Below are 20,060 nucleotides of genomic sequence, written 5' to 3'. Positions count from 1 at the left end.
TGGTGAAGCACGGCATGGTCATCGACCTCGACGCCTGCATGGGTTGCAGAGCGTGCATGATGGCGTGCAAGATCGAGAACAACACGCAGGAGGCGGAGTTCTGGATGCACGTCTTCCGCTTCGAGGAGGGCGAATACCCCGACTCGAAGGTCACCTTCCTTCCTCGTCCCTGCCAGCACTGCGACAACGCGCCTTGCGTGAAAGTCTGCCCCGTCGGCGCCCGCTTCAAGCGCGAGGACGGGCTGGTGCTCACCGATTTCGAGCGTTGCATCGGGTGCCGCTACTGCGAGGTCGCTTGCCCCTACGGCGTCAACTACTTCAATTGGAAAGCACCCGAGAAGCGGCAATACATGGATTGGCACGATCCCTCGATCGTCGCTGTTACGGGAGGCGCGGTTCCCCCGTACAAGAACCCCGACCACGACAAGCGCTTCGGTCCTGACGGCCGGCTCGTCTCGGGCAGCGGCCACTACAAGGGTGTCATGGAGAAGTGCACTTTCTGCGTGCACCGGCTTGATAAGGGACTCCAACCCGCGTGTGTCGCCAACTGCCCGGTGGACGCCCTCATCTTCGGCGACCTGGACGATCCGAACAGCTCCGTCTCGAAACTTCTCGCCAAGAACAAGAGTTTCAGGCTCCTCGAGGAGGCAGGCACGTCGCCCCGCGTCCACTACATCGGCGGCACTCCGCCCACCGCGGAGTCGAGACCCATTGAAACGGTGAAAGGGAGGCTCTAGACATGGCAATGGCTACGGGTAAAGAGGAGCGGGCAATCGATGGCCTTCCGTACGGCGTGGGCAAGCTGACGGCAGGCTGGTGGATCGCGTTCCTCGTGGCAGCCGCCATCTTCGCGTTCGGCCTCTCCCAGTACTGGCGGCAGCTAGAGGAAGGGGAGATCGTCACAGGGATGCGCGACGTCGGCACCATGGGCGGTGCCCCGTGGGGCCTATACATCGTCTTCGTGGTCTACTTCATCGGCGTAAGCTTCGCCGGCATAGTGATTGCGGCGCTCATCCGCCTGATGGACATCAAGGAACTGCGGCCAGTCGCTCGGATCGCGGAGCTTCTCACCGTCATCACCATCATTCTGGGTGCGTTGAGCATCATAATCGACATCGGCCGACCAGAGCGCGGTCTCATCAACCTCTTCCTCTACGCGAGGCCACAATCGCCGTTCTTCGGCACTTTCACCCTCGTCACGTCGGGTTACCTCTTCGCGAGCCTCGTCTACTTCTACCTAGACGCACGCCGCGACGCGGCCATCTGTGCCAAGCATCCGGGCCCGCTACAATGGCTCCATAGGATGTGGGCGGCCGGGTACAGGGACACGCAGGTTGAACGGGAGCGGCACCGGAAGACTAGTTTCTGGCTCGCCCTCGGTATCGTCCCATTGCTAGTGACGGCCCACTCGACACTCGGTTTCGTCTTCGGCCTGCAGGTAGGCCGACCGGGCTGGTTCAGCGCGCTCCAAGCGCCGGGATTCGTAGTACTCGCGGGAGTCTCGGGTGTCGGATTACTCATCGTCGTCGCGGCCCTTCTGCGGCGCGTCCTCGGCGAAGAGCAGAGACTCGGGCGACCCGTTTTCAAGCTGCTGGGTCTCTTCCTCCTCGTCTTGACGCTCACGTACCTCTACTTCATCCTGGTAGACCTCCTCACCGGTGTCTACGCCGCGAGTGCGGCGGACGCCCGCGTGACCGCCGCAATGCTCACGGGAGCGTTTTCCGGCATCTATTGGTCGGCGGTCGCGCTGCTCGCCCTTTCGGCTGCGGCGCTCGTCTGGATGGCGTTCACCAAGAAGTGGTCCATCGGGCCCTTGGTCCTCGTGGGCCTCATGGTGAACGTCGCGGCGATCGAGAAGCGCTACCTCATTGTGGTGCCATCGCAGACCGTGGGGATGCTGATGCCGTACGAGGCCGGTTCTTATTCGCCCACCATGGTCGAGATAGGCGTCATCCTCGGCCTTTTCGCGCTCGGGGCGATGCTCTTCCTTCTTTTCATGAAGGCGTTCCCGATCCTTCCAGTCGAGGAGAGTGGGCCGCAATGAGGGGCAGAGGTGTCGTGGCCCTCGCGATGGTGACGGCGGGAGCGGTCCTGATGGTGACCAGTTATTTCCTCTTCGCCGCTCCATGGGGGTTTCCCCCGTCGAGCGAGGAGTTCAGCAATCCGCGCGTTCCCTTCGCACCGGGCCTCTTCGTCATCGGTGTCACACTCGTGTTCCTCGCCGCGGTCGTCTACGAGATCCTGCCCGACAGGGGGATGGGGAAGGTTGAATGAGGGCGAAGGTCGGCTAGCTTCGCTTCGTGAAGGACTCTACGGGTTCCACGCCTCCGCGCTCCTCCTCCCCGACCCCGCCCGCCTGGAGCGACTCGACCATGAAGCGGGACGACTTCTGGCCGATGGGGCCGCGTCGCTTCCCCTGAGGTTGGAACTCGGTCGGCTCGCAAAGACCCTCACGCGCGGCGTCGACGTGGAAGCGGCCCGTGCGTCGTACGCACGCCTCTTCGCCTCCAACGCGGAGGGCGTCCTTTGTCCCCCGTTCGGGTTCGAGTACCTCGGCACGAAGGCAGGCGGCCCGGGAGAAGACCTCGCGGAGCTTACGCGGTTCTACACTGACCACGGCATCGAAGCGGTGCGCGGCCTCGAAGGAAGGCCTGACCAGGCGTCGGTCGAACTGGAGGTCTTGGCCGTCCTCGCGGGGGCGGAAGCCCGTGCGCTCGAGGAAACGAACGCAGACGCGGCGGAAGCGATCCGCGACTCGCAATTGACATTTCTCAAGAGTCACGTCACGCGATGGTTCCCCGGGTTCCGCGACGCAGTGCGCGCGCACGATCGGTTCGGCTTCCACGCGCTCGTCGTCGACTCGGCACAGGCGTTTCTCGCGCATGATGTCGCCGTATTGCGGGCCCTAGGCGGCTCCGCGGTGAAGGAGGTCGATGCGTGAGGCGCGTACTTGTGCTCCTATGCGCGGATCGCCCGGATGGCGACCTCGGGCTTGAGGGCGCCGATGAGGTGATGGAGTGCGTCAGGGATCTCTGCCACCGACCGGACGAGGCGGAACGCCGCATCAAGGCCACGAGGTCAGACCGTCTTGTCCTTCTGCTCTGCGATGGAAGGCCATTGATCGCCGAGTTCCAGGCGGCTGCCATCAGGGCAGGCCTCGACCCGCTCGGCATCCAGATCCCCCCACCACCCGGCAAGGGAGACGGTCGGCCCGTAATGGTGGACGCAGCCGTGGCACGCGCGCGAGCGTTCGAGGATTCGCCTCCCGAGGGCCGCAAGGCCCGGTTGGCACGAAGCCTCAGCCGCCGGGCGCTCTTCACGGGAGTCCACTTCGAGTACCAATCCATTCCCGTCCTCGCCCCGCGCCGGTGCGCCTTCCAGACAGGCTGCCGCGCCTGTGTGCGGGCATGCCCCTTTGAAGCGATCGAGACCGACGGCGGCCTCATGAGGATCGATCCGGGAAGATGCACGGGATGCGACCTTTGCGTCTCCGCCTGCCCGACGGGGGCACTCATGGATCCCGCGTTCTCGTCGAAGATGATCGAGGCGCAAGTTCGCGCCATCCTCGAAACCGCCCCTGCTCCCGCCGGCCTCGTCTTCGCTTGCGCGGGTAACGTCCCTCTCCCGATGGCCGAGGGCTGGTATCCGGTCGAGGTCCCGTGCACGAGAATGGTGCCGCCGACCTGGTTGATTGCGGGACTCCTCCTTGGCGCTTCCCAGGTCGCTCTCGTCCCTTGCACAAGTGCATGCCGGTCAGCCCGTGAGACGTCTGCCACAGAAGGATTGGGACAGCCCCGATCGACCAGGGCCGCCGAGGCGATCCTCAAGGCCTCGGATCTTCCGGATGGACTCGTCTGTGGTCCGGAACGCCTCACTGTCGAGCCCGCACCGAACGGCATGCCCAGGGCATCCGTCACGCTCCCCTTCGACCACGATGCGCCGCCGCGCGTCGTGGCGGCGCTCGCGGCGGCGACCAATAGGTCGCTTCGCATCGAGGACCCCGCGCTGAGCCTCGGCGAGATCCGCCTAGGCGATGCGTGCACCCTTTGCGGCACGTGCGCCATGGTCTGCCCCACGGGTGCACTGCGGACGGAAGAGACGGGTACGGGGCTGAACATCGCGTTCCACCCCTCGCTCTGCGTCGGGTGCGCACTGTGCCTCCCGGCGTGTCCCGAGCCGAAAGAAGGCGCCATCAGGCTATTGAGGGTGGCTGATTCGGCGCTCGTAGAGTCGGGCCGACGCGTGCTCAAACGCGAGGCCGTGGTCAGTTGCAGGAAGTGCAGCTCGGTGATCGCGTCCGCCTCCATGCAGAGGCGCATCTTGACCATGATCGGCACTGTCGACTCACCGTCCTGGGCCTCCCTCTGCCTCGATTGCCGCGCGAAGGGGGTGGCCTGATGGGGAAGGGGAGCGGTCGCGGCGAATGCACACCGGCGATGATCGCAACGGCTGGCGGCGCCGGCCCATTGGTAGATCCGTTCGGACGCCCGGTCGACGATCTGCGCATCAGCCTGACGAGCGACTGCAACCTGGCCTGTTGGTTCTGCCACCGTGAGGGTATGCGGCCGGGAGCCGACATCATGACCGCGGATGAGGTCGAGTCCCTATGCGAGGTGGCGAGCGACCTCGGGATCCGTTTTCTCAAGATCACCGGAGGCGAGCCGCTCCTGCGGCGCGACATAGCCAGGATCGTCGCACGCGCGGCGCCCCTCTTCGAAGAGGTCTCCTTGGTCACTAATGGACAGCTCTTGCGGCGAAACGCGCGAAGACTCAAGGCGGCGGGCCTCACGCGCGTGAACGTCAGCCTACCGGCTCTTACCGCGTCCGGGTATGCGAAGGCCACCGGGGGGCGTTTGGAACCGGTGCTCGATGGCATCCGCGAGGCGGTGGCGGCCGGCCTCGACCCCGTCAAGGTCAACGCAGTCGTCACCCGGAGGACCACCGACGGTCTCGATGAGTTCATCCGGTGGGCCGCATCCCAGGGCGTCATGGTACAGTTCATCGAGCTCCACGCTCCTCCCGGCTCACCTCCGGGTCTGCTGGAGGAAAGGATCGACCTTGCGGACTTCGAGACCCGATTGCAGGGCATGGCGGTCTCGGAGGAACGGCACCGGCTCCACGGACGCATGAGGTTCAGACTGGCCCGCACAGCGGTCGAAGTCACGCGTCCGCAGTACAATCCCGATTTCTGCCGCGCCTGCAAGAGACTTCGGCTTACCCATGATGGACTCCTCAAACCGTGCCTCATGCGCGACGACAACCTCGTCGATGTCCTTGGACCTCTTCGCCGGGGGGCGGGGCGCCCGGAGATCTCCAGACTCTTCACCGAGGCTGCGAGTCGGCGCGCGCCATTCTGGAGTCAAGAGGACGTAAAAGCGGCGGTGATGCAGCCGTGATCGCGGATACACGGGGAAAGACCAAGTCGGGAATGCCATCACGGTCAAGGGCGTCGCCACTAGGCGTGCCACGATCCCGGGCCAGATTCGAGAGACACGCTCGGGGCTTCGTGGAGGCCGATCTCGCGCCTACGGGGGAACGGCGGGGCGCGACCTACCCGGCCCTCTCACGGACGTTCGATCGACAGAGTGAGCACTTGGTCCGCCACCTCGCCGCCGGTTCCAGGCAAAGGGCCATCACCGGGACCATCGAGGGGGCGTACCCGAGGTTCCACAAACGTGCGGCCATTGCCTTCGAGATCGGTACGGCGCCTGCGATGAAGGGCCTAGACGTGCAGGAGGTCCTTTCGACACCACGTCCGGAACATGCGCCTTCGCGGTCGAACGCGGGGAGTGACGAAGAATGAAGACGGCCGTCGTGGTTGTCGACGATGCGAGACGCGGCGTGCCCGGAAAGAGGCTCGCGGCAAAGTTGCGATCTCTCCTGCCGGCCCAGTTCACGATCGTGCTGACGCACACGATCCCCCCCGACCCACGACGCATCGCCCCGAATCTTGTGGCCGAGGGCACGGAGTGCGTCGTGACCGTGTCCAACGGGACGCGCGACCTGTCGCCGTTCACGGCGGAGCTCGCGAGGCTTTCGCAAGTGGACGACATGAACTTCGAGGCCATTCCGGCTGCCAGCGTTTCCACGGTGTTGCACGGGCCCATGCCCCTCGAGACGCTGGCGCTCTTGGCGGCGGCCACCGCCTCTTCTGCAACGGATTACCGCCCGCTCGGCAAGGACGCAAGGCACGTCATCGACGTGCGACGGGTACGGGAGGCGTCAGAGACTGAGCCCGCGAGATCGTACGTGGTCCCCGTCACCGTCACGGTGCCCGTGGTGAGTGAAGAAAAGTGCCAAGCGGCGCGTGGTTGCACCACTTGCCGCGACGCCTGTCCCGTGAACGCGATCGCGACCAACGGGACCGCAAGAGTCTCGAAGGAGACGTGTGTCTCGTGCGGCATCTGTGTCGCGGCCTGCCCCTCGGGTGCTTTGGAGCTATCCGGGTCGACGGAGGGTTCACTCCTTCGGCGGATCGAGTTCCTGTTGCAAAGCACGCAGCGGGATGGGCCCCTCCTCCTCGTCGGCTCGCCGGCCGCCCTCGCGTCCGTGACGGGCGACCGGGATCGAGAGAGGCTCCGGCGGCTGGTGCTCCCATTGGAAGTCCCGTGCGCTGCCGCGGTGAGCCCCGGCCTGATGCTCGCGAGCCTTCGCCGGGGCGCCTGCGGGATGGTCCTCGTCGCGTGCCCGCGGACCGAACCGTGCAGCGCCTCGATATCCAGGGCCGCGGAATCCGCGGTGGCCGTAAACGAGATCGTGAAGAGGGCGGGCCAGATCGGGGATTCGGTCCGCGTCATAGGGCCCACAGAGCCGGCCCGGGGATTATGGATGGATCTCTGGTCGATCGTGGACCTGTTCCCGGTCGTTCCCATCGTCTTCCCCGCGTACGTCGGCGCCGAGGCCTTTCCCATCGACTTTCGAAAAGAGGCTCGCGAGATATTGAACGCCCGTGGGGCGGACTCGAAGGGCGGGTGGTGAACGGACGATGCCTCAAACCGTGCCTGCGGACCAGTCCCGTGGGAAGACCTGGGCGCCCCGCCCGCGAGGGATCCTACGCGAAGGCCCGGCCGACGTCTGCGACGCGCCACCAGCCCGGGATGGATGCGAACAGGCGCCAAAGGCCCACGGGCGGCGGTTCGCTCGCCGCGTCGGCGCCTCGCTGAAGGTCTCGCTCGCTGCCATCGCTCTCCTCCTCGTGGCGTTTTCGGCCGCGGAGGCGAATCCTCACGGCATCGTCGGCTACGCCGCGACCGGGTGCGTCTGTCACTCGCCGTCTCCCGCATCCGACGTCGAGGTGGTCCTCGACGGGTTTCCCCAGACGTACGCGCCAGGGAGAAACTACGATCTCAAGATCTCGATCCTTGGCGGACCGCCAAGCGTGACGACGCAGGGTGGCCACGCGGGTGGTTTCAACCTCCGCGCGTCGGCCGGCAAGCTCGCCGTCCCCCTCGCCAGCGACGCGGTGATGCTGAGCAAGAAGGGAGACACCTGGCACGACATGACGGCGGGCGGCCATGAAGAGACCCCATTCGCGCCTTCGACGTGGGGCGAACTCAGCTTCACCCACGAGGGCGCGAACCAACGGCAGTGGCGCGTCCAATGGACCGCTCCGGAGCCCGGGACAGGTCCCGTCACAATGGAGCTCGCCGGCCTCGCAGCGAACGGCGACCATAGCAACTCCTCGTACGATGCGTGGGACCTCGCCGTCCTCGCCTCCGCTGAGGGCGAACCCGCCCCCATCACCGAACGGTATTCGCAGGTCTTCACCGCAGCCGCCCTGCTCGTCGCCGTGATCGGAGGCGGACTTCTCGTCGCGAGACGCGTCGGCCTCTGGGGTGCGACTGGCAACTCGCGACGCAAGCCTCCACCGGGCAAGCGCGGCGCTTTCATCGCGTGCTCGCAGTGTGGCGCCACGCTACGCGAAGCGGGGCTCAAGGACCACCTCCGCCGGGTCCACGGCGAGACACGGCCGCGACAACGGGAGAGTGACCGCTCATGAGCTCGCCTCACGGCATAGAACGGGGAAGCATAGTTATCATCCCAAGAAGACGAAACGGGACGTGAAACCATGGAAAAACTACCCAAAGCGTACACCAAACTGAAGGACGAGCACCCGGAGATCGCGGCGGCGCACGACCAACTCGGTTCGGCCTGCGCGCGCGCCGGACCGCTCGACGCCAAGACCCAATCGCTTGTGAAGCTCGGCATCAGCATCGGGGCGCGACTGGAAGGCGCCGTCCACGCGCACGCACGACGGGCCCTGGGGGCCGGGGCAACGACAGAGGAACTGCGCCACACCGCGTTGCTTGCCGCGACGACTATCGGGTTCCCGAGCGCGGTCGCCACGCAGACGTGGATCGACGAGACCGTCGCGGAGCACAAGGGGCAAGCGAGGAAAACCTGAACGATGCTCGAAGGGTGGCTCGTCGCGATTGGCATCTTCGTGGCCGCCGTCATCTACTCTTCGGTCGGCCACGGGGGGGCCACGGCGTACTTGGCGGTCCTGATGCTGGCGGGTTTCGCGCCGGCCGACGTCGCAGCACCCGTCCTGGTCATCAACGTGGCCGTCGCGGGGATAGCGTTCGCCAACTACAAGGCCGCCGGGCATTTCAGGCCACGCGTCCTCGTACCGTTCGCGCTCGCATCGGTCCCCGCCGCGTTCATCGGGGGCTCCCATCACATAGAGCCGCGCGTGCAGGCGCTCATCCTCGGCACTGCGCTTCTCTTCGCGGCGGCGCGACTTCTCTTGCTTCCGACCTTGAAATCACGTCCGATCGTGGAGGAAGGATCGCCCACGTTCTTCTTCGCAGCACTTGGCGCGGGCGCGAGCCTCGGTTTCCTGGCCGGCGCGACCGGCATCGGTGGCGGGATATTCCTCAGCCCGCTCTTGATCCTCGCCGGCTGGACGGACGCGAAGGGCGCCGCACCGGTCGCCGCGGCCTTCATTGTACTTAATTCCGTGAGCGGCCTCGCCGCGCGAGCTCTCCTGACCGATCTCGATCTCTCGCTACTTTGGGCCCTCGGGCCGTTCGCCGTCCTCGGTGGACTCCTGGGTTCAAGGGTCGGCGCGTTCAGGTTGTCGGCTCTCACGGTCCAAAGATCTCTCGGGGCGGTACTTGCGATCGCTGCCACCAGGACTCTCGCGCCCGCGCTACTCTGATCTCCTTCCGATGAAAAGCCGAAAACCTGACACGTCAGGGACAATAAACATGGGTGATTCTCTCGCTCCTCGGACATCGACGAGGGGAATGGTTCTATGGCGTGCGACGTAGCGAGACGGAAGGATGCGACGGAACACGGACGGGGCAGGACGTGACCAGCGCGGATCCGGGGCTCGATCGCAGGACGTTTCTGAAGAAGGCCGCCCTCGCGGGTGCGGGCGCCGTCCTCGCGGAGGATCTACTCGATGTTCAAGGGATCCTAGCCCGCGCAGAGGGCCCGGCCCTGGCGGCGTTACAGCCCGTGGTGCGGGTGGACAACCCGCTCAAGGCGTACCCGGATCGAGGTTGGGAGAAGATCTATCGCAACCTGTTCTTGGAAGATTCGTCCTTTGTCTTCCTTTGCGCCCCCAATGATACACACAACTGTTATCTCAAGGCCTACGTGAAGAACGACTACATAGTGCGTATCGGGCCCAGTTACGGCTACGGCAAGGCCACGGACATCTATGGCAACAAGATGAGCGCGCGTTGGGACCCGCGTCTGTGCCAAAAGGGCCTGGCGCTCTTGCGAAGAATCCACGGTAACCGCCGCCCGAAATCGCCCATGATCCGCGCGGGGTTCAAGCGATGGGCCGAAGCCGGTTTTCCCCGCGGCGAGGACGGAAGACCAGCCGCCGAGTACATGCAACGCGGCCGTGACACCTACGTGAAGGCGACGTGGGACGAGGCCTTCACCCTCACCGCCAAGGCGCTCGACAACATCGCCCGAACGTACTCCGGCGACGAGGGTGCTCGTCGCCTGCGTGCCCAAGAGTACGACGAGTCCATGATCGAGGCCATGCACGGCGCCGGGACGCAGGCCATCAAGATCCGCGGCGGCATGGCCTTTCTCGGCGCGCTTCGCCTCATAGCCATGTACAGACTGGCCAACGGCCTCGCGCTCCTCGACGCCGGCATCCGTGAAGTAGACGCGGCCCACGCATACGGTGCACGTGGGTGGGACAGCTATGCTTGGCACACCGATCTCCCGCCGGGCCACCCCCTGGTCACGGGCCAGCAGACGATGGACTGGGACCTCGTGAACGTGGAGCAAGCCGACATCGTGACCCTTTGGGGTATCAACTGGATCACGACCAAGATGCCGGACAGCCACTGGCTCACCGAAGCGCGTCTAAAGGGCACGAAGGTCGTCGTCATCGCGTGCGAGTACCAAGCGACCGCCAACAAGGCCGACGAAGTCCTCATCCTCCGCCCCGGCACCGACACCGCGCTCGCCCTCGGTCTCGCCGAGGTCATCCTCCGCGAGAAGCTCTACGACGAAGCCTTCGTGAAGGCCTTCACGGACCTTCCCCTCCTAGTGCGCACCGACACGCACGAGCGGCTGAATGCGCGTGACATCATCCCGGGATACGCTCCGGCCGAGCTCGCGGAGGTCCTCGTCCTCAAGGAGGGCGAGTCCGCGGTCGCACCAGGCCTCCAGGGCAAGCCGATCCTCACGACGGCGCTGCGCGAAGCGTGGGGGGACTACGTCGTATGGGACGCGGCCGCGAACGCGCCACGCGTCGTGACCATGGACGACACGGGCGCGCGGTTCCTCGAAGGCGACATCCAGCCTGACCTCGATGGCGCGCACGAGGTCACGCTCGTGGGCGGCGAGAAGGTGAACGCTCGGCCCCTCTTCGCCGTATTGCGTGAGCACCTTTCCCAAAGCTACGATCCCGCGTCGGTCTCGAAGATCACGTGGCTCGCGCCCGAGGCCGTCACGAGTCTCGCGCGCGACATCGCCGCCCATCCGGGAAAGACGCTCTTCGCCTGCGGGATGGGGCCCAACCACTTCTTCAACGCGGACCTCAAGGATCGCGCAGTCCTTCTCGTCGCGTCCCTCACCGCCAACGTCGGAAAGCCCGGCGGGAACGTCGGTTCCTATGCGGGCAACTACCGGTCGGCGTTCTTCAACGGCCTTCCCACCTGGGTGACCGAGGACCCGTTCGCCCCTTCGCTCGATCCCGCCCTTGCCGCTTCGGCGGTCAAGAAGCGCAAGCTCTTCAAGTACGAATCCGCGCACTATTGGAACTACGGTGACCGGCCGCTGCGCGCTGGAAAGAAGCTCTTCACCGGCCCAAGCCACATGCCTACGCCGTCGAAGGCCCTGATGCTGTCGAACTCGAACAGCATCATCGGGAACGCGAAGTGGCACTACGACGTCGTGAACAACACGCTTCCGCGCATGGAGCTCATCACGGTCGCCGACTGGTGGTGGACGGCCTCGTGCGAGTATGCCGACATCGTGTTCGCCGTCGACTCCTGGGCCGAGACGAAGAGTCCAGACTTCACGGCGAGCGTCACGAACCCGTTCTTCCAGGTCTTCCCCGTCACGCCATTCGCGCGGCTGCACGACACGCGCTCCGACCTCGATATCGTCGCAGGCATCGCGGATGCTCTCGCGCGCGAGACGGGAGACGCGCGTCTAAGCGACTACTTCAAGTTCGCCCTTGAGGGACGACCCGAGGTATACCTTCAGCGCATCATCGACACGAGCGCGACGCTCAAGGGCTACGATTTTGCCCAACTGCACGAAAAGGCGAAGCAGGGCATTCCCGCGCTTCTCATGACGCGGACGACCCCGAAGACGATGGGCTATGAGCAGATCCACGACAGCAAACCCTGGTACACGAAGACGGGGCGCCTCGAATTCTACCGTGACGAGTCCGACTTCCGGGATCATGGAGAGAATCTTCCCGTCCATCGCGAGCCGGTCGATGCGACGGTCTACGAGCCCAACGTCATCGTCGCGCGTCCCCACTCGTTCATCGCGCCAAAGACACCGGAGGACTGGGGATTCAAGACGTCGGACCTGGACTCCGAGAGCCGTCAAGTCCGCAACGTCATGGTCACGGCCGACGCGCTCGTCGCGACGCGCCACCCCCTGCGCGCCCGCGGTTTCTCGCATGTCTACATCACACCCAAGTACCGCCATGGCGCGCACACGACGCCCGTCGATCTTGACATGATGGCGGTCTGGTTCGGCCCCTTTGGCGACATGTACCGCCGCGACAAGCGGACGCCATGGGTCGGGGAAGGATACGTTGACATCAATCCCGAAGACGCCAAGTCACTCGGTATCGATGACGGGGACTACGTCTGGCTTGACGGGGACCCAGGCGACCGGCCCTACCGCGGTTGGAAGACCGGCACGGAGGAATACAAGGTCGCAAGAGGCCTGCTACGCGCACGTTACTACCCAGGGATCCCTCACGGCGTCGCGCGCACGTTCCACAACATGTACGTCTCGACGTTCGGGAGCGTGAAGGGCCACGAGACGAACCCGGACGGCCTCGCGCGAAGCCCCACGACCGGCTATCAGGCCATGTTCCGTTACGGTGCCCACCAGTCCGCGACGCGCGCCTGGCTAAGACCCACCCTCATGGGCGAGGACGTGGCGCGCAAGAACTTCTTCGGCCAAGAGATCGGAAAGGGATACGAAGTCGACATCTACACCGTGAACGGCGCGCCGAAGGAATCGTTCGTGAGACTCACGCGCGCGGAACCTGGTGCCCCCGACGGCGGTCTTTGGCGACCCGCCGCCCTAGGTCTTAGACCCGGGTACGAGACGGATGCCGTGAAGCGTTTCGTTGCCGGCGGCTACATACGGAGGATCTGATCCCATGCCCAAGGTCTACAACTGGCAACTAGGCCGTGAGATGGACTACATGTACGAGGGTAGTCGCCCGAAGCGGCAGGTCGCTTGGGTCTTCGACACGAACAAGTGCATCGCGTGCCAGACCTGCACCATCGCGTGCAAGAACGCGTGGACGAGCGGGCGCGGTCAGGAGTACATGTTCTGGAACAACGTCGAGACCAAGCCCCGCGGCGGCTTTCCCCTTGCCTACGACCAGAAGGTCCTCGAACTCCTCGGCCCCCAAGAGTGGGACGGGGAAACGTACAGGGGCAAGACGATCTTCGAGGCCAAGCCCTCCGGCGAGCGCGTTCTCGGGTATCGTCCCGAGGACGAGGATTACGCGCACCCGAACATCGGGGAGGACGAGGTCGCCGACATAGTCCAACAGGGTGTCAAGATGCTCATCCCGCACGTGCCGTGGATGTTCTACCTCCCTCGCATCTGCAACCACTGCACGTACCCCGCATGCCTCGCGGCGTGCCCGCGAGGAAGCATCTACAAGCGAGAGGAGGACGGTATCGTCCTCATCGACCAGGACCGCTGCCGCGGCTACCGTGAATGCGTGAAAGGATGCCCCTACAAGAAGCCGTTCTTCCGCACGACGACGCAGGTCTCAGAGAAATGCATCGCGTGCTTTCCGCAGATCGAAAAGGGATTTCAGACACAATGCGTGCAGAATTGCATCGGGAAGATCCGCATCAACGGTTTCCTGAGCCCCCCGGACGAGTCGAGACCCGACAACCCTCTCGATTTCCTCGTCCACGAGAAGAAGCTGGGCCTCCCGCTCTACCCACAGCTCGGCCTTGAGCCCAACGTCTACTACATCCCCCCCATCCACGTCCCCTTCGAACCGCTCATCCAGATGTTCGGGCCCGGCGTGCCCCACGCGGTCGAGACGTACCGCAATGCCAAAGACGACCCGGAGATCGTGGGTCTCATCCAACTCTTCGGAAGCACCGACCGAATCATCGAACGCTTCGCGATCAAGGGCGACGACGCCATCGGGTACGACGCCGAGGGGAAAGAGGTGGCGCGGACGCCGTTGTACGAGCCGCAAGTCGTTCGCGACCCGTTCGATCCGGCCCTCGGGATCCCGCGACTCAACATCACGTGAACAGGAGGAACGAGACACCATGGCACAACCTGCGGAAACGGCCAAGATCCTCGCGCGCAAGGTGGACGAGGTCCCCCTCTCGCCCGCGGACGCCGCGTGGCAAGCCGGCCCGCCCTATCGCGTCGACCTCTCGTCCCAGAAGATGACGCTTCCCATCGGTGGCGGTGCCGTCACCGCCTTGGACGTGCAGGCGCTCACCGATGGTCGCCGATTCGGCGTGCGCCTCTCGTGGATGAATCCCAAGCGTGACGGCAACGTCGGCATCCGAAGCCACCGGGACGCGTGCGCCGTGATGTTCCCCGCCCTCCCGGGTGAACTGCCGCCCTTCTTCATGGGTGGACCCGGGAAGCCCGTCGTCGTCTGGCAGTGGAAGCCGGACTGGGAAGACCCTATCGCGCAGGAGACTGCCCGCACGACGCACTACCCCGAGTACGCGGACTACTACAATCCCTCCAACGACGCGGCGTTCGCCAAGGTGGGGGACCGTCCTCACGAAGGCCGTGCCAACGTCATGGTCACCGAGGGCTTTGGCACTCTGACACGCACGGAGGACCCCGATCTGCAGATCAAGAGCGCGTTCGAAAACGGCGCATGGAGCGTCGTCTTCCTTCGCCCCCTGCCCGCGCAATATCCGCCATTGAAGGTCGGCGGGCAGGGAGCCATGAACTTCGCCGTCTGGGATGGTGGCGAGGGCGAGGTCGGCGCGCGCAAGAGTCCTTCCTACGAGTGGCATTCTTTCCAGATCGAGGGCCGATCCGACGAGAAGCCGAAGTCGTCGATCCCGGGCATCGCGACACCCGGCGCGATCGCGGCCGGTGCCACCGCGGCGGCCATCGCATGGGCCATTCGCCGGCGCATGGAGAACGCGCGCGGGGGCGACGACCCTCCGTTGAGGAAGGGATGAGATGTCCCCCACCGACGCCGAGGCGCGAATGGAGCGGTACGCGCTCCTTAGATGGGGCTTCCTGGCCGCGGACAGGCGCTCGTGGGCGGTGATCCGCAGCCCGGAGTGGCGCGAGGGCCTCGCGCGAATCAACGGCGCGGATGGACCGCCGGCAGAGTCGGGAAACATCAAGACTTTGAGCCAAGCAGGAGAGATCTTCGCCGACGCCGAATCCTTCGAGGGCGCCTACCATGCGACTTTCGGGGGCAGGATCTCGTGCTCGCCCTACGAAACGGACTACACGTCATCCCACGCCTTCATGCAGGCGCGTGAACTTGCCGATATCTCGGGTTTCTACCGCGCCTTCGGTTATGCTCCGGCCCCGGGAGGAGACCGTGTGGACCATGTGGCGCTCGAACTGGATTTCCTCTACGCGCTTGGCCACCGGGAAGCGGTCCTCCAGCGTGCGGGCGATGCAGAAGGCGCTGCCACCTGCCTCGACGCCACGCGTAAGTTCCTCGAGTCGCACACTGGGCGTTTTCTCGGCCGCATGGAGGAGGTTGTCGGTTCCTCGGGGGCAAACCCGTTCTTCGTGGAGATCACGCGCCTGACGCGCACGGTCGTCGAGGGAGACGTCCACGCCCTCGGACTCCACCCAGCGGCGCCGCCCGCATGGAGCGACATGCTCGCCCAGGGACCGGACGAACACGCATGCGGCGGGTGCCCGGCCACCCCGGGCGGGCATTAGGAAAGAAAGCGCCGGTGACCAGCCGGCCGCGCCCCCGTACCTCGGGCGCTCCGGGTCCTACCAAAGTCGGCCAGGTGCCTGCCCGCCCCCGGCCGGGTATCCTCACGCAGCGACCATCCGCGTCAAGTCTTGGGCCGGAAAATCCAAGGCGACCATGGAAGACCTGTGGCAAGCGAAGAAGATGGACGTCAGGCGGCCATGGGACGCAACGCCACGGTCCTCCTAAGCGTCGCGACGGCGCCCAAAGCGTGAATCAGCAACGCCATCGAATAAAGGACCAGTCCACCGCGCGCGACCATGTCTAAGGAGAGCAGGACGCCCGCCACCGATCCAGAGAGTCCGACGATCGCCAAGACCATCGTCGCGACCCATTGGCCGCGCAACCGGGCGGCCCGGATGGAGATCGCGGGGGCGTACATGTCCATGGAAGCGCCCAGCATGAAGAACCCCACGAATCCCAACAGGTTCGTGAACGCGTGAGCCGGCGCAAAGGCCCTGAGCGGTGGGTCGATCGCGAACAGCAGGCCGAGCGCCGCACCGGCCGTGATGGCCAACGCGCCCCACCCGTACGCGACGAAGCTCGGCCGCCTCGCGGTCGAACGCACGAGAAGCGCGAACACGGTCCAGGCAAAAAGGATGAGCGCACTCGCCTCCAGTATCGCCCCGACCATGAATATGGTCGGATCGCCGACGATGCCTAAAGCAAGGAGGACGGGACCGACCGCGGCCGGGACCGCGATCAGGCCAACGACCCGTGGTGGCGGATGGACCGACGTGAAGCGTGGAAGCAAACTCAAGGCCACCGACATGAGAGTGTTAGTGACGAAGCCCGCTAGAAGCAGGTGATAGGCGGACGGCAGCGCGATTGCTCCGCGGAAGGCGAGCGGGATCGCGATGATCGTCGCCGCTCCATACGCCAGCGCCGCGCCGTGGAGAAGACGCATCCCTGCACCTTGCGCAAGTTGCGATGCCGTGCCGACGATCCTGGGGCGGCGGACGGTGGCCCCCATGAGCCCCACATGGACCATCATACCGGCCGACCAGAGCATGACGCCGTCCCCCGCCAAGCGATCGTCCCCGTTCCCGGACAGAAAAGCCGCGCCGCTCCCGATCGAAACGAGGATGAGCGGCACGAACGGCACGAAACCGGAGCCGGCCACCCGGCGTCCGCCCGCGCCCGCAAGCAAGAGCCGGCTCGTCCCGAATATCAGGATGCTGAAAGCCCCCATCGCGATGAGGGGAACGGAACCTATGAGACCGGCCAAGGTGGGTCCGGTCCACACAAGCCAGAGGAGCCCTGCTAGAAAGAAGGTCAGACTGACGACGAGGTGGACGCGTGCAGTGATGGCTTGCGTCTCCACGTGGGCTGGGTGCGAATCTGGGGGATCCTGTCTCGGCCGGGTCTGCGGCCCCTGTTCGCAGCCCGCGCACGCCCCAGCGCAACCAGTCTGAGTACGCCCGTCGGGGCGGCTGTCGCCTTCTTGGACCATTTACCTCGGACCCTGGCAGTCCCGACCCCTCTACATTAGTACTCCCACGATTTTCGGCGACGAGAAAGCCACCATTGTGCGACGGGTGAGCGTGCGACAAACAACGGACCGGGGCGTGGCGAAAAGCGTCCTCCTCCAAGCGTGAGGGGAGGCGACACGCTTGGAGGAAGATGCACGGGTGGAGGCTCGAGGATCCCACCCGGTTGTGGACCCTCGCGGGTGCACTTGGACAGGGCCAAAGAGTCGCTATTTCACCGACAGGATGGCGTCCGCTACGGCCGCACGGCGTTTCGCATCGGGCACGGGATCCTTTGCGAGGCTCACCCAGAGCAGGCCGGCTCCGACGACCGCGAACAGGAGCCCCACCGATCCTATGCCCAAGGTCGTCGCGGCGGCAAGGTCGCCCACCGCTTGGTTCGCGTGTCCCGTGGCAAGGATCCCGGTCAGGGCCAATGCCTGCGGCGTCCACGCGTCGCGGAGCTGCTTTTCGATCGGGTTCGTGCGGTCGAGCTGGGCGTAGAACTTCCCGACGGGGATCTTGTACTCACCGGGCTTGTCGTAGGTCACGCCTTGATAGGTGATCGGAACGTCCTTGTCGGTCAGTTTCACGGTCACCTCGCTGTGGAGGACATGGTACGTGATGGTGGCGTACTGATACATCAACTCGTCACGCGTGTTGACGAGCGGATCGTTGGGGTCGAGGTTCTTGTGGTTGACCGGGTACTTCCAGTCCTGCTCCAGAAGCGCGAGGATCTTCTGAGCGCCTTCTGGGGTCCCGCGGTCGACGAGTTGACCCGCTTCGTTGTAGCTCAGCTTCACGCCCTGGGCCTCATACAAGGCCTGCGCCGAAGCAAGGCCGTCGGTCGCCTGAGGCATTCCGTAGAGGAAGCCGCCTCCGGCCACGGCAAGACCGGCGGCCACGAGGACAAGTCCTACGATTCTTACGCGCTTCATCAGTTCCATGGTTCATGTCACCGACCCACTGTAGGCGTCGTGACCCAAGAGGTCGATGTGTACATCGTAACACATCTGGCGCGTACTGTGGAAATACCTGATAATGGCGAATGCTGGCGCGTACTGTGGAAATACTTAATAATGGCGAATGGGTCGGCGCATCGTGAATCCATCCCAAAAGACCGTCCTCCGCAGCGTCCGTCTCCCAGCCGAGGTCGAGAAGATCCTCCAGGCCGACGCCGAGGCCCGCGGCGAGAGCGTGAACCACCTCATCGCCTCGATTCTCCTTCGCTACTCGCGGTACGGCCGGTTCGCGGAGAAGTTCGGTCACGTCGCGATGTCGCGAGAGTTCTTTCGAAGCCTTTTGGACGCGCTCGACGACGACACAATCGCGCGGATCGGGGAGGACCTTGGGGCCCACCTGCCGCGGGAGATCTCGCTCTTCTGGTTCGGCCAGGCGACGCCCGAGACGTTCCTCCAGTACATCGATTTCATCAACCGATACTATCGACAAGCACAGACCGAAGTGGCGAGGAGCGGCCGCACGGTCACGGTCAAGATCCGCCACGACCTCGGCGAGAAGTACACGTTGTTCCTCCGCCACTATCTGGCCGCGGGCGCCAAATCGCTTCTTGGAAAATCTTCCGAGACCGAAGTGAGTCCGGGTATGCTCGTGCTGCGCATGGAAATCGGTTAAGACCGGTGGTCATTGGCGGCGAGAGAAACACTCGCCCCTGCGGATTCTTTCTCCGGGCGCGAGGGCGGCTTCGACATCCATGAGGCGTGGATTCCACCGAGGCTTTATGGTGGGGACCGGTTGCGACTCCCATGCTCTACATAGTCTCAACGACGGGGGTCTGCAACCTCGCATGTGACTACTGTGGAGGCTCCTTTCCGGCATCCGTGATGCCACGCGAAGTCGGTTACCCTACCGAAGCGCTCCGGGCCCTCGTGGAGAGGGACAAGGATGCCGTGGTGGCGTTCTACGGGGGCGAACCGCTCCTACGCGTATCCCTGGTGCGAGAGATCATGGACCGTGTTCAGGCAAAGCACTTCGTCCTGCAGACAAACGGGCTCTTCTTGGACTCGATCCCCGATGACTGCGTGCGCCGACTCGACACGATCCTCGTTTCGCTCGACGGGCGACCCGAGGTCACCAACGCGCACCGGGGTCCCGGAATCCACGGACACGTCATGGAAAAGGTGGCCAAGATCCGCCCCCGCTTCTCAGGAGATCTCGTCGCGCGCATGACCGTGAGCGAGGAGTCCGACATCTACCTAGATGTGACCCATCTCCTGTCGCAAGGTTTCGACCACGTCCATTGGCAACTCAACGCGATCTGGAGCCCCGAAGGGTCGTGGACCGACTTCGGAGGCTGGATCGAGAAGAGCTACCTTCCGGGGATCACGCGTCTCAAGAAGCGTTGGCTCGAAGAGATGCGTGGAGGTCGGGTCCTGGGGATCGTCCCGTTCCAAGGCGTCATGGAGCGCCTCCGTTCCGGCGCCAAGGGCCTTCCATGCGGGGCGGGCCGGGACGCCTTCGCGATCACGACCGACGGTCGGATACTCGCGTGTCCGATCGGCCCGGAATACGAATGGAACCGGCTCGGCACACTCGACCAAGTGGATCCAGAGACGCTGAAAGACCGCCTCGAGATGCAGGGACCGTGCCGCAGCTGCCCGGTGGCAAACGTCTGTGGCGGCCGATGTCTCTTCGCGAACATGGAGGGACGCGCGAAGAGGAAGGAGTTCGACCTAGTATGCCGGACCGTGAAGCATCTCATCGCGGAAATGGAGGACGCCCGCCCCAAGGTGGACGCCCTAATGGCCGCCGGTCGCGTGACACGGGAGGAAATCGCGTACCCACCGTTCAACAACACCACCGAGATCATTCCTTAGGGCTCGTTAGAAAATTATCGCTCTATTTCCGATGGTGTCCGCGTGGCGTGATCGTGTAGTTCCAGTCGCCGTGAAACGCGTCCGGATGGAGGTTGAGTTGGGCCATTTGCTCGCGGCTGATCTCCCGGCCCT

General features: G+C 64.8%; 18 protein-coding genes. 16 read left to right on the top strand and 2 right to left on the bottom strand.

Annotation, left to right across the window (positions count from 1 at the left end; all coding sequences use genetic code 11):
- The first annotated feature begins 2 nt into the window (after window positions 1-2).
- From HY556_04580 to HY556_04515, 14 genes are all read left to right on the top strand, one after another.
- The gene (locus HY556_04580) at window positions 3-737 is read left to right on the top strand and encodes a 4Fe-4S dicluster domain-containing protein (GenBank protein ID MBI4393062.1); all 735 of its coding nucleotides are present in this window, start codon (window positions 3-5) and stop codon (window positions 735-737) included.
- Window positions 738-739: 2 nt separating this feature from the next.
- Window positions 740-2,044, top strand: coding sequence for a polysulfide reductase NrfD (gene nrfD / locus HY556_04575; GenBank protein MBI4393061.1), 1,305 nt, complete (start codon window positions 740-742; stop codon window positions 2,042-2,044).
- Window positions 2,041-2,274 (top strand): hypothetical protein, encoded by a 234-nt coding sequence (locus HY556_04570; protein MBI4393060.1) that lies wholly within the window; start codon window positions 2,041-2,043, stop codon window positions 2,272-2,274. Before nrfD ends, HY556_04570 begins: the two co-directional genes overlap by 4 nt.
- Window positions 2,267-2,941 (top strand): molecular chaperone TorD family protein, encoded by a 675-nt coding sequence (locus HY556_04565; protein MBI4393059.1) that lies wholly within the window; start codon window positions 2,267-2,269, stop codon window positions 2,939-2,941. Before HY556_04570 ends, HY556_04565 begins: the two co-directional genes overlap by 8 nt.
- Window positions 2,938-4,398 carry a 4Fe-4S binding protein gene (locus HY556_04560; protein MBI4393058.1) on the top strand — a complete coding sequence of 487 codons (1,461 nt, stop codon included), beginning with the start codon at window positions 2,938-2,940 and terminating at the stop codon, window positions 4,396-4,398. Before HY556_04565 ends, HY556_04560 begins: the two co-directional genes overlap by 4 nt.
- Entirely contained in the window at window positions 4,398-5,396 is a 999-nt protein-coding gene (gene moaA / locus HY556_04555; GenBank protein MBI4393057.1) for a GTP 3',8-cyclase MoaA, read from the top strand. The genes HY556_04560 and moaA overlap by 1 nt, the downstream gene beginning before the upstream one ends.
- 403 nt (window positions 5,397-5,799) lie before the next feature.
- Window positions 5,800-6,978 carry a 4Fe-4S binding protein gene (locus HY556_04550; GenBank protein MBI4393056.1) on the top strand — a complete coding sequence of 393 codons (1,179 nt, stop codon included), beginning with the start codon at window positions 5,800-5,802 and terminating at the stop codon, window positions 6,976-6,978.
- 19 nt (window positions 6,979-6,997) lie between these two features.
- Window positions 6,998-7,999: a hypothetical protein gene (locus tag HY556_04545; GenBank protein ID MBI4393055.1), complete on the top strand. Its 1,002-nt coding sequence runs from the start codon at window positions 6,998-7,000 to the stop codon at window positions 7,997-7,999.
- 69 nt (window positions 8,000-8,068) lie between these two features.
- A complete protein-coding gene (locus HY556_04540; protein ID MBI4393054.1) occupies window positions 8,069-8,404 on the top strand; it encodes a carboxymuconolactone decarboxylase family protein in 336 nt (111 codons plus the stop codon).
- A gap of 3 nt (window positions 8,405-8,407) precedes the next feature.
- The gene (locus HY556_04535) at window positions 8,408-9,160 is read left to right on the top strand and encodes a sulfite exporter TauE/SafE family protein (protein ID MBI4393053.1); all 753 of its coding nucleotides are present in this window, start codon (window positions 8,408-8,410) and stop codon (window positions 9,158-9,160) included.
- Between the two features lie 152 nt (window positions 9,161-9,312).
- On the top strand, window positions 9,313-12,822 hold the full coding sequence (locus HY556_04530; protein MBI4393052.1) for a molybdopterin-dependent oxidoreductase: 3,510 nt from the start codon (window positions 9,313-9,315) through the stop codon (window positions 12,820-12,822).
- A 4-nt stretch (window positions 12,823-12,826) separates the two neighbouring features.
- The gene (locus HY556_04525; protein MBI4393051.1) at window positions 12,827-13,954 is read left to right on the top strand and encodes a dehydrogenase; all 1,128 of its coding nucleotides are present in this window, start codon (window positions 12,827-12,829) and stop codon (window positions 13,952-13,954) included.
- Window positions 13,955-13,973: 19 nt separating this feature from the next.
- The gene (locus HY556_04520; protein MBI4393050.1) at window positions 13,974-14,858 is read left to right on the top strand and encodes a hypothetical protein; all 885 of its coding nucleotides are present in this window, start codon (window positions 13,974-13,976) and stop codon (window positions 14,856-14,858) included.
- 1 nt (window position 14,859) lies between these two features.
- A complete protein-coding gene (locus HY556_04515) occupies window positions 14,860-15,585 on the top strand; it encodes a molecular chaperone TorD family protein (protein MBI4393049.1) in 726 nt (241 codons plus the stop codon).
- 188 nt (window positions 15,586-15,773) lie between these two features.
- Here HY556_04515 and HY556_04510 read toward each other — a convergent pair whose 3' ends face one another.
- Window positions 15,774-16,946 carry a hypothetical protein gene (locus HY556_04510; GenBank protein MBI4393048.1) on the bottom strand — a complete coding sequence of 391 codons (1,173 nt, stop codon included), beginning with the start codon at window positions 16,944-16,946 and terminating at the stop codon, window positions 15,774-15,776.
- A gap of 375 nt (window positions 16,947-17,321) precedes the next feature.
- The gene (locus tag HY556_04505) at window positions 17,322-18,038 is read right to left on the bottom strand and encodes a hypothetical protein (GenBank protein MBI4393047.1); all 717 of its coding nucleotides are present in this window, start codon (window positions 18,036-18,038) and stop codon (window positions 17,322-17,324) included.
- 154 nt (window positions 18,039-18,192) lie between these two features.
- Between HY556_04505 and HY556_04500 the strand changes: the two genes are divergently transcribed.
- Together HY556_04500 and HY556_04495 are read left to right on the top strand one after the other, a co-directional pair.
- Entirely contained in the window at window positions 18,193-18,726 is a 534-nt protein-coding gene (locus HY556_04500; GenBank protein MBI4393046.1) for a hypothetical protein, read from the top strand.
- Between the two features lie 131 nt (window positions 18,727-18,857).
- The gene (locus HY556_04495; GenBank protein ID MBI4393045.1) at window positions 18,858-19,928 is read left to right on the top strand and encodes a TIGR04084 family radical SAM/SPASM domain-containing protein; all 1,071 of its coding nucleotides are present in this window, start codon (window positions 18,858-18,860) and stop codon (window positions 19,926-19,928) included.
- The last annotated feature ends 132 nt before the right edge of the window (window positions 19,929-20,060 follow it).

The organism is Euryarchaeota archaeon, assembly GCA_016207515.1.
Lineage (GTDB): Archaea > Thermoplasmatota > SW-10-69-26 > JACQPN01 > JACQPN01 > JACQPN01.
Note: the sequence above shows the minus strand (reverse complement) of the source record. Positions and strands in the feature narration are given on the sequence as shown.

What these genes read in the sequence shown, in the direction of transcription:
- nrfD (MBI4393061.1), top strand. Translation starts at nt 740, where the DNA reads ATGGCAATGGCTACGGGTAAAGAGGAGCGGGCAATCGATGGCCTTCCG.
- HY556_04570 (MBI4393060.1), top strand. Translation starts at nt 2,041, where the DNA reads ATGAGGGGCAGAGGTGTCGTGGCCCTCGCGATGGTGACGGCGGGAGCG.
- moaA (MBI4393057.1), top strand. Translation starts at nt 4,398, where the DNA reads ATGGGGAAGGGGAGCGGTCGCGGCGAATGCACACCGGCGATGATCGCA.
- HY556_04550 (MBI4393056.1), top strand. Translation starts at nt 5,800, where the DNA reads ATGAAGACGGCCGTCGTGGTTGTCGACGATGCGAGACGCGGCGTGCCC.
- HY556_04540 (MBI4393054.1), top strand. Translation starts at nt 8,069, where the DNA reads ATGGAAAAACTACCCAAAGCGTACACCAAACTGAAGGACGAGCACCCG.
- HY556_04535 (MBI4393053.1), top strand. Translation starts at nt 8,408, where the DNA reads ATGCTCGAAGGGTGGCTCGTCGCGATTGGCATCTTCGTGGCCGCCGTC.
- HY556_04525 (MBI4393051.1), top strand. Translation starts at nt 12,827, where the DNA reads ATGCCCAAGGTCTACAACTGGCAACTAGGCCGTGAGATGGACTACATG.
- HY556_04520 (MBI4393050.1), top strand. Translation starts at nt 13,974, where the DNA reads ATGGCACAACCTGCGGAAACGGCCAAGATCCTCGCGCGCAAGGTGGAC.
- HY556_04515 (MBI4393049.1), top strand. Translation starts at nt 14,860, where the DNA reads ATGTCCCCCACCGACGCCGAGGCGCGAATGGAGCGGTACGCGCTCCTT.
- HY556_04505 (MBI4393047.1), bottom strand. Translation starts at nt 18,038, where the DNA reads ATGGAACTGATGAAGCGCGTAAGAATCGTAGGACTTGTCCTCGTGGCC.
- HY556_04495 (MBI4393045.1), top strand. Translation starts at nt 18,858, where the DNA reads ATGCTCTACATAGTCTCAACGACGGGGGTCTGCAACCTCGCATGTGAC.